This is a genomic window from Streptomyces sp. NPDC060205, from assembly GCF_042728395.1.
In the GTDB taxonomy this organism is placed as follows: Bacteria; Actinomycetota; Actinomycetes; order Streptomycetales; family Streptomycetaceae; genus Streptomyces.
Map to the genome: position 1 here is coordinate 1 of NZ_JBHWZP010000031.1, position 7,946 is coordinate 7,946.

The following is a 7,946-nucleotide window of genomic DNA, read 5'->3' on the forward strand; positions in this document are numbered from 1 at the left end:
CCGGGCCCGCAGGTGAAAAAACAGTCCAGCTCAGCACCGCTGTTAGTTCAGGTCTGCCAGGACTCGGAGTGTGTGGGGGTCCGGGGACAGGAGCAGGAGGTCTGTTATCGGGCCCTTGCGCCATAGGTCCAGACGTTCAGCGATTCGCGCGCGCGGGCCGATCAAAGAGATCTCGTCAGCGAACGCGTCCGGCACGGCCCGCACCGCCTCCTCCCGCCGCCCCGCGAGAAACAACTCCTGCACCCGCCGAGCCTCCTCCTCGAACCCCATCCGCCCCATCAGATCCGCATGGAAGTTCCGCGCCGCATGCCCCATCCCCCCGATGTAGAAGCCGAGCATCGCCTTCACCGGCAGCAACCCCTCGGCGACGTCGTCGCACACCTTCGCCCGGGCCATCGGAGCGACGAGGAACCCCTCGGGCGCCGCGTCCAGGGACGCCTCGTACACCGCCGTCCGCGTCGGCGACCAGTACAGCGGCAGCCAGCCGTCCGCGATCCGTGCCGTCTGGGCGATGTTCTTCGGCCCCTCGGCGCCCAGCAGGACGGGCAGGCCGGACCGGAGCGGGTGCGTGATGGGCTTGAGGGCCTTGCCGAGCCCGGTGCCGTCCGCGCCCCGGTACGGGTGGGAGTGGAAGCGGCCGTCCAGTTCGACCGGACCCTCGCGGCGCAGGACCTGGCGTACGACGTCGACGTACTCCCGGGTCGCCGTGAGCGGTGACTTCGGGAACGGGCGCCCGTACCAGCCCTCGACGACCTGCGGCCCGGACAGCCCGAGGCCGAGCATCACGCGCCCGCCGGAGAGGTGGTCGAGCGTGAGCGCGTGCATCGCGGTCGTGGTGGGGGAGCGGGCCGCCATCTGGGCAACCGCCGTACCCAGCTTGATCCTTGAGGTCCGCGCGGCGATCCACGTGAGCGGGGTGAAGGCGTCCGAGCCCCAGGACTCGGCGGTCCACACCGAGTCGTAGCCGAGCCGCTCCGCCTCCAGCGCGAGGGGCACATGGTCCGCCGAGGGGCCGCGGCCCCAGTATCCGAGGGCGAGTCCGAGCCGCATACACCACTCCTGACGGTACGTCAGATGTCATCCGGGCCGGGCCGACTGTACGGGAACGGCCCCCCGCCCGGAAGGGCTCCGAGGAGCACCCTGGGCGGAGGGCCGTGACGGACCGGCGGTGACGGGGTCAGCCGCGCTGGATCCCGGACGTGTCCTGCAGCACACCGCGGCGGCCGTCCTGCGTCTGGGCCACCAGGCTCGGACCGCGCTGCTCGACGGCCAAGTACCACGTACCCGGAGCCAGTTCGGCGATCGGCGTGGGCGAGCCGTCCTCCGCGAACAGCGGACGGGCCACCGGCACCGCGAACCAGAACGGCGCGAAGTCCCCGGCGGGCTGCTGCGCCTGCGGGGCCTGCGCCTGATGGGGCTGCTGCGGCTGGCCGGGCTGGCCGCCGAACGGCTGGCCCTGCTGCGGCTGACCGGGCTGGCCGCCGAAGGACGGGCCGGGCTGCTGGGCGCCCGGGTAGCCGTAACCACCCTGCGGCTGACCGCCGTAGGGCTGCGGGGCGGCCGGCTTCGGGGGCGGCAGGAGCGCACCCTTGAGGGCCGGGACGAGCGGGGTGGCGATCGCGGCACCCGCGAGCACCAGCGTGGCGATGAAGCTGAGGATGAGGCCCGTGCCGGCGCCGATGGCGTCACTGCCACCGTTGTTGTCGAAGCCGCCGGCGGGGTCGAAGATGTTCCCGAGGGCGCTCCAGGCGGCGAACACCGTGAAGGCGACACCGAACGGACCGAGGTCGAGACCGGCGACCTTCGGCGCCTGCGGCAGACCGCGGGCGACGACGATCAGCGCGGCGCCGATGATGCCGGCCAGGGTGACGCTCAGGAGGACCGGGCCACTGCCCCAGGCGTTCGGGATGTCGGCGCTGTCGGGGGCCCCGTCGATCGAATAGATTTCGAGGAACGACGCGATCAACAGCAGAACCGCTGCTCCGATCACCACGCCGTCGCCCCTAGTGAGGGAGCGGATATTCACTTCAGGTCCTTCGTCAGTCGTCTCGTCGTCGGTAGAGGCGTCGCCGTCACCACGTCGCCGTCAGGTCGTGGTGCGAAGCGCAGGGGTGGCCCCTTATCGTAGGGACGACACTATCGCCCGCCCTACACGGGTGTCCGCCCGGATGTCCCCTCTGATCGCTACCCGCGCAGGAAACTCACGATTCCCTCAGAGATTCCCTCCGCCGCCTTCTGCCGCCAAGTGCCGCTGGTCAGCTGCGCGGAGTCCTTGGTGTCGCGCATGTTGCCGCACTCGATGAACACCTTCGGAACCGTTGACAGATTGAGACCGCCGAGGTCTTTGCGCACATCGAGGCCGGTGCCGTCACCGATGTAGTTGGAGGGCGGGCCGCCGGTCGTGCGCAGGAAACCGCCCGCGATGCGCTCGCCCAGCGCGCGGGACGAGGCCACGATGGGGCGGGTGTCGGCGGCGCCGGAGTGCACCGAGCCGGGCAGGATCACATGGAAGCCGCGGTTGCCGGCCGCCGAGCCGTCCGCGTGGATCGACACGACGGCGTCCGCGCCGGCCTTGTTGCCGATCTCGGCCCGCTCGTCGACGCACGGGCCCCAGGCGCGGTCGCCGTCCTGGGTGAACTTCACCGTGGCGCCCTCCTTCTTGAGGATCGTGCGCAGCCGGTGCGAGACGTCGAGGGTGAACTCGGCTTCGGTGTAACCGGCGTTGGTCGACGTGCCCGTCGTATCGCACTCCTTCCAGTTCGTCCCGATGTTCACCTTGCGGTTGATGTCGGACGGGTGCCGGAAGTTGCCGGGGTTGTGACCGGGGTCGATGACGACGACCTTGCCCTTGAGGGGGCCGGAGCCCGCGGGGGAGCCGGACTCGTCACCGCCGCCGGACTGGCCGGTGCCGCCGCCGGGCTGGTCCTTGCCGTCCTCGGAGGGGCCGGGCAGTTCGGACGAGGGCGCGGATGCTGACGCGCCCGCGCTCGCCGAGGCCGACGTCCTGGCTGCCGCCGATCCGTCCCCGTCGTCGGAGTCGCCCACCGCCTGCCACACCAGCCAGCCCACCAGGGCTCCCGGTACGAGCGCGGCGACCGCGACGGTCAGGGGTGCGCGCAGGGGATGGCGCGGGGGGCGTGGGGGTTCGAAGTCCGGGCCTACGTATGACACGGCCAACACCTTACGGGTCGTCCGGGCGGTGCGCGGGGAGGGAGGGCGCCGGGGTGGCGCTCTCCGGATCCTTGGTACGGATCCCTCGTATGGATCCCGCGCACGGATGCCTCGTAACGTTTCCTTCTACGGCTCTCTCAGATCCCCTTGCCTGTGCGGCGCAGTACCCGCAGGGAGTCCGTCGCCGAGACCTCCGTGAACGCGCCGGACCCCAGCGCCCGCAGATACACGCGGTACGGCGCTTGCCCCGTGAACTCGTCCACCGGGTCGGGGAACACGTCGTGGATGAGCAGCAGCCCGCCCTCGGCGACATGGGGTGCCCAGCCCTCGTAGTCGCCGCTCGCGTGCTCGTCGGTGTGGCCGCCGTCGATGAAGACGAGGCCGAGGGGGGAGTTCCAGAAGGCGGCGATCTGCGGGGAACGGCCGACGACCGCGACCACGTGGTCCTCCAGGCCGGCCGCGTGGAGCGTACGGCGGAAGGTCGGCAGGGTGTCCATGCGGCCCAGCTCCGGGTCGACCGTCGACGGGTCGTGGTACTCCCAGCCGGGCTGCTGCTCCTCGCTGCCGCGGTGGTGGTCGACGGTGACCGCCGTGACTCCCGCCTCGCGGGCGGCGTCGGCGAGCAGGATCGTGGAGCGGCCGCAGTACGTGCCCACCTCCAGCAGGGGCAGGCCGAGGCGTCCCGCCTCCACGGCGGCGGCGTACAGGGCGAGCCCCTCCCGCACGGGCATGAACCCCTTGGCCCCTTCGAAGGCGGCGAGCACTGGGGCGGCGGGGGCCGGGGGCATGGAGTTCCTCCAGATCGTACGTACAGACGTGCCGCCATGGTGCCCCACGCCGCCGGCGGCGCCCCGTCAGGGGCGCCCCGTTAGGGGCGCGGGGAACGGCGCGAGCAACCACGACGTGCCTGCACCCGACGACGCGCCCTTTTAGGGGCGCGGGGAACGGCGCGAGCAACCACGACGGGCCCGCACCCGACTATCCGCCCCCAGGAGCGTGCTGGGATTCGTCTGCGGGTCCGCTGTGGCTGGCCGCGCAGTTCCCCGCGCCCCTAAAAGGGCGCCCTTCGGGCTGCCCTGCTCGGGGCTTCGGGTGCGGGCTCGTCGTGGCTGGCCGCGCAGTTCCCCGCGCCCCTAAAAGGGCGCCCTTCGGGCTGCCCTGCCTGGGGGGTCGGGTGCGGGGCCGTCGTGGCTGGGCGCGCAGTTCCCCGCGCCCCTTACGGGGCGGCGCGCTGCGCGCTACGCCAGGACCGCGGCGCCCGGAAGCGCGAGGTCCATCTCGATGGACCGGTCGTCGCCGGGGTGGCTCGCCGCGGACGCGAGCGGGCCGTGGCCGCCCGCCGTGACGGCGAGGACGTACGGTCCGGCGCCCGGCACGGCGAGCGCGTACCCGCCGTCCGCCGAGGACAGCGTCGCCCCCGCCTGCCGCCCCCGCCGGTCGATCAGCGTCACCTTGGCGCGAGCGACCGGCGAACCCTCGGAGGTGAGGACCCGGCCACGGAAACCGGTCGGGGCCGGGGCCGCAGGCGCGGACGCAGGCTCGGACAGAGGGTCGCTGGAAGCGACCAGATGCGGCTTCGCCGCGTTCACCGCCGCCCGCCGCCCCGGCAGGAACGCCGCGAACACCAGCCCGAGCAGCACCGCGCCCGTGGCGATCAGGAACGACACCCGGAAGCCGTGCATGGTGGGCACCGCGACACCGCCCACCTGGTCCGCGGTGTTCGCCAGGACCATGCCGATCACGGCACTCGACACGGACGTACCGATCGAGCGCATCAGCGTGTTGAGCCCGTTGGCCGCGCCCGTCTCCGACGCCGGCACCGCACCGATGATCAGCGCGGGCAGCGAGGAGTACGCGAGTCCGATGCCCGCGCCCAGCACCACCGCGATGACGATGGTCTGCCAGGCGGCGCTCATCAGGCCGAGCCCGGCCCCGTACCCGACCGCGATGATCAGCATGCCGATCATCAGGGTGACCTTGGGTCCGTACTTGGCGGAGATACGGGCGTACACCGGCGCCGTGAACATCATCGTCAGGCCGAGCGGCGCCACGCACAGACCCGCCACGACCATGGACTGGCCGAGGCCGTAACCGGTCGACGCGGGCAGCTGGAGCAGCTGGGGCAGGACGAGGGAGACGGCGTAGAAGGCGACACCGACCATGATCGAGGCGAGGTTGGTGAAGAGGACGGCCGGGCGGGCCGTGGTGCGCAGGTCGACCAGCGGAGCCTTGACGCGCAGCTCCATCACGCCCCACAGGAGGAGGACGGCCACCGCCGCGCCGAACAGGCCGAGGGTCGTGCCGGAGGTCCAGCCCCAGTCGCTGCCCTTTGTGATCGGCAGCAGGAAGAGGACGAGACCGGCGGACAGTCCGAGCGCGCCGAGGATGTCGAAGGTGCCCACGGCACGCATCGGCGACTCGGGTACGAAGATCAGGGTGAGCACGATCGAGACGACGCCGAGGCCCGCCGAGCCGAAGAACAGCGCGTGCCAGTCGGCGTGCTGCGCGACCAGGGCCGCGACCGGCAGCGCGAGTCCGCCGCCGACGCCGATGGAGGAGCTCATCAGGGCCATCGCCGAGCCGAGCTTCTCGCGCGGCAGCCCGTCGCGCATCAGGCCGATGCCGAGCGGGATGGCGCCCATGGCGAAGCCCTGGAGGGCCCGGCCGACGATCATCACGAGCAGTTCGCTGGTGAATCCGGCGACGAGTGAGCCCACGACCATGACGGCGAGGCTGGCTATCAGCATGCGCCGCTTGCCGTAGAGGTCACCGAGGCGGCCCATGATCGGCGTGGAGACGGCGCCCGCGAGCAGGGTGGAGGTCATGACCCAGGTGGCGTTGCCGGGGGAGGTGCCCAGCAGCTCCGGCAGGTCCTTGATGACCGGCACGAGCAGGGTCTGCATCACCGCGACAACGATGCCCGCGAAGGCCAGTACGGGGACGATTCCGCTGCCGCTGGGCCTTCGGGTGTGCGGATCCGTCGCTGTCCGGGTCATACGTGCGGCCTCCAGAGGCATGGGTCAGGTGGAGAGGTGCGGCTACGGGTAGGTGCAGGGTGAACCCCGTGCGCCCAGGCAACTATTCCGTTGCTTCGAGCCGCTAACGAATTCTTGACCTTCTCATTACATCCGGCCTGCCCCGGACATCTGGCCTGCCCCGGATCTTCCTTCGGAATGGAACGTGTTCTACTCTGCCGCCCTACCGGACCGTGGGGAGAGCCATGAGGACGAAGGCATACGTCGTCGGTGTGGGCATGACCAGGTTCGAGAAGCCGGAGACACGGGACTGGCAGTACTGGGACATGGCGCGGGAGGCCGGCACCGGCGCCCTCACCGACGCCGGGATCCCGTACGACGCGGTGGAGCAGGTCGCCGCCGGCTACTGCTTCCAGGCCTCCACGGCCGGACAGCGGGCCGCCTACGAACTGGGCCTGACCGGTGTGCCCGTCTACAACGTCAACAACAACTGCGCGACCGGCGCGACCGCGCTGATGCTCGCGCGGCAGTTCGTCGAGGGCGGTGCGAGCGACTGCGTACTGGCGCTGGGGTTCGAGAAGATGGCACGCGGCGCGCTGGGCGGCGGAGCCGACGGCGGCGACTTCGCGACCTCGCCCGTCGCCCGCCACTACGCCGTCATGGCGGCCCGGCACGGCTTCGAGATGACGCCGCCCACCGCCCAGATCTTCGGGAACGCGGCGCGCGAGCACATGGAGAGGTACGGCACCACGGAGGCGCAGCTCGCGGCCGTGGGTGCCAAGAACCACCGGCACTCGGCGAACAATCCGTACGCGCAGTTCCAGGACGCGTACACGGTCGACGAGATCCTCGCCGCGCGTACCGTGCACGCCCCGCTGACCAAGCTCCAGTGCTCGCCCACCTCCGACGGGGCGGCGGCGGCCGTCGTCGTGTCCGAGCGGTTCGTCGAACGGCACGGGCTGGGGGAGCGGGCCGTGGAGATCGTCGCGCAGGCGATGACGACGGACACGGAGGAGTCGTTCGCCTCCGGGTCGTGTGTCGACGTCGTCGGGCAGCCGATGTCCCGGGCCGCCGCCCGGCAGGTGTACGACAGCGCCGGGCTCGGCATCGAGGACGTCGACGTGGTCGAACTGCACGACTGCTTCTCAATCAACGAACTGCTGACCTACGAGGCGCTCGGCATGTGCGCGCCCGGGGAGTCCGGCAAGCTCGTGGAGTCGGGCGCCACGACGTACGGCGGGCGGTGGGTGGTGAACCCCTCCGGCGGGCTCATCTCGAAGGGGCATCCGCTGGGGGCCACGGGTATCGCGCAGGTCGCCGAGCTGACCTGGCAGTTGCGGGGCGAGGCGCGGGCGCGGCAGGTGGCGGACGCGCGCGTGGGGCTCGCGCACAACATCGGGCTCGGGGGTGCGGCGGTGGTGACACTCCTCAGCCGCGCCTGACCGGCATCCCGCACGGGGGATGCCGCCGGCCGGCCGGCTCGGCCGGGACGCGTGATCGACTGCGGACCCGTCGTGGCCGGCCGCGCAGTTCCCCGCGCCCCTGAAAGGCAGGGGGGTGCTGCCCTGTTTTCCCTCGTGCGGGGGCCGGGGGCGCGTGGTCGGCTGCGGGCCCGTCGTGGCTGGTCGCGCAGTTCCCCGCGCCCCTAAAGGCAAGGGGTGCGGCCCTGCCCCAGAGGACGAAAGCAGGGGCGCAGCCCCGCTTTCAGGGGCGCGGGGAACGGCGCGGGCGACCACGACGCACCCGCAGGTGGCAGTGCACCTCCACCCCCCCCAGGGGCGCGGGGAACGGCGCGGGCGA

General features: G+C 71.9%; 6 protein-coding genes. 1 reads left to right on the plus strand and 5 read right to left on the minus strand.

Annotation, left to right across the window (positions count from 1 at the left end):
- Positions 1 to 42: 42 nt before the first annotated feature.
- The 5 genes from ACFWGJ_RS08125 to ACFWGJ_RS08145 form a co-directional block, all read right to left on the minus strand.
- Positions 43 to 1,050: an LLM class F420-dependent oxidoreductase gene (locus ACFWGJ_RS08125; protein ID WP_387321764.1), complete on the minus strand. Its 1,008-nt coding sequence runs from the start codon at positions 1,048 to 1,050 to the stop codon at positions 43 to 45.
- 127 nt (positions 1,051 to 1,177) lie between these two features.
- Positions 1,178 to 2,026, minus strand: a complete 849-nt coding sequence (locus tag ACFWGJ_RS08130) for a hypothetical protein (RefSeq protein ID WP_387321766.1) — start codon at positions 2,024 to 2,026, stop codon at positions 1,178 to 1,180.
- A 158-nt stretch (positions 2,027 to 2,184) separates the two neighbouring features.
- Entirely contained in the window at positions 2,185 to 3,171 is a 987-nt protein-coding gene (locus ACFWGJ_RS08135; RefSeq protein WP_387321767.1) for an N-acetylmuramoyl-L-alanine amidase, read from the minus strand.
- Between the two features lie 137 nt (positions 3,172 to 3,308).
- Complete coding sequence (locus ACFWGJ_RS08140; RefSeq protein WP_387321769.1) at positions 3,309 to 3,959, minus strand: class I SAM-dependent methyltransferase; 651 nt, start codon at positions 3,957 to 3,959, stop codon at positions 3,309 to 3,311.
- A gap of 450 nt (positions 3,960 to 4,409) precedes the next feature.
- Positions 4,410 to 6,167, minus strand: coding sequence for an MFS transporter (locus ACFWGJ_RS08145; protein WP_387321770.1), 1,758 nt, complete (start codon positions 6,165 to 6,167; stop codon positions 4,410 to 4,412).
- Between the two features lie 224 nt (positions 6,168 to 6,391).
- Between ACFWGJ_RS08145 and ACFWGJ_RS08150 the strand changes: the two genes are divergently transcribed.
- Positions 6,392 to 7,588, plus strand: a complete 1,197-nt coding sequence (locus tag ACFWGJ_RS08150) for a lipid-transfer protein (protein WP_387321771.1) — start codon at positions 6,392 to 6,394, stop codon at positions 7,586 to 7,588.
- The last annotated feature ends 358 nt before the right edge of the window (positions 7,589 to 7,946 follow it).

Coding starts and splice junctions, on each gene's coding strand:
- ACFWGJ_RS08145 (WP_387321770.1), bottom strand. CDS start 6,167: ATGACCCGGACAGCGACGGATCCGCACACCCGAAGGCCCAGCGGCAGC.
- ACFWGJ_RS08150 (WP_387321771.1), top strand. CDS start 6,392: ATGAGGACGAAGGCATACGTCGTCGGTGTGGGCATGACCAGGTTCGAG.
- ACFWGJ_RS08125 (WP_387321764.1), bottom strand. CDS start 1,050: ATGCGGCTCGGACTCGCCCTCGGATACTGGGGCCGCGGCCCCTCGGCG.
- ACFWGJ_RS08140 (WP_387321769.1), bottom strand. CDS start 3,959: ATGCCCCCGGCCCCCGCCGCCCCAGTGCTCGCCGCCTTCGAAGGGGCC.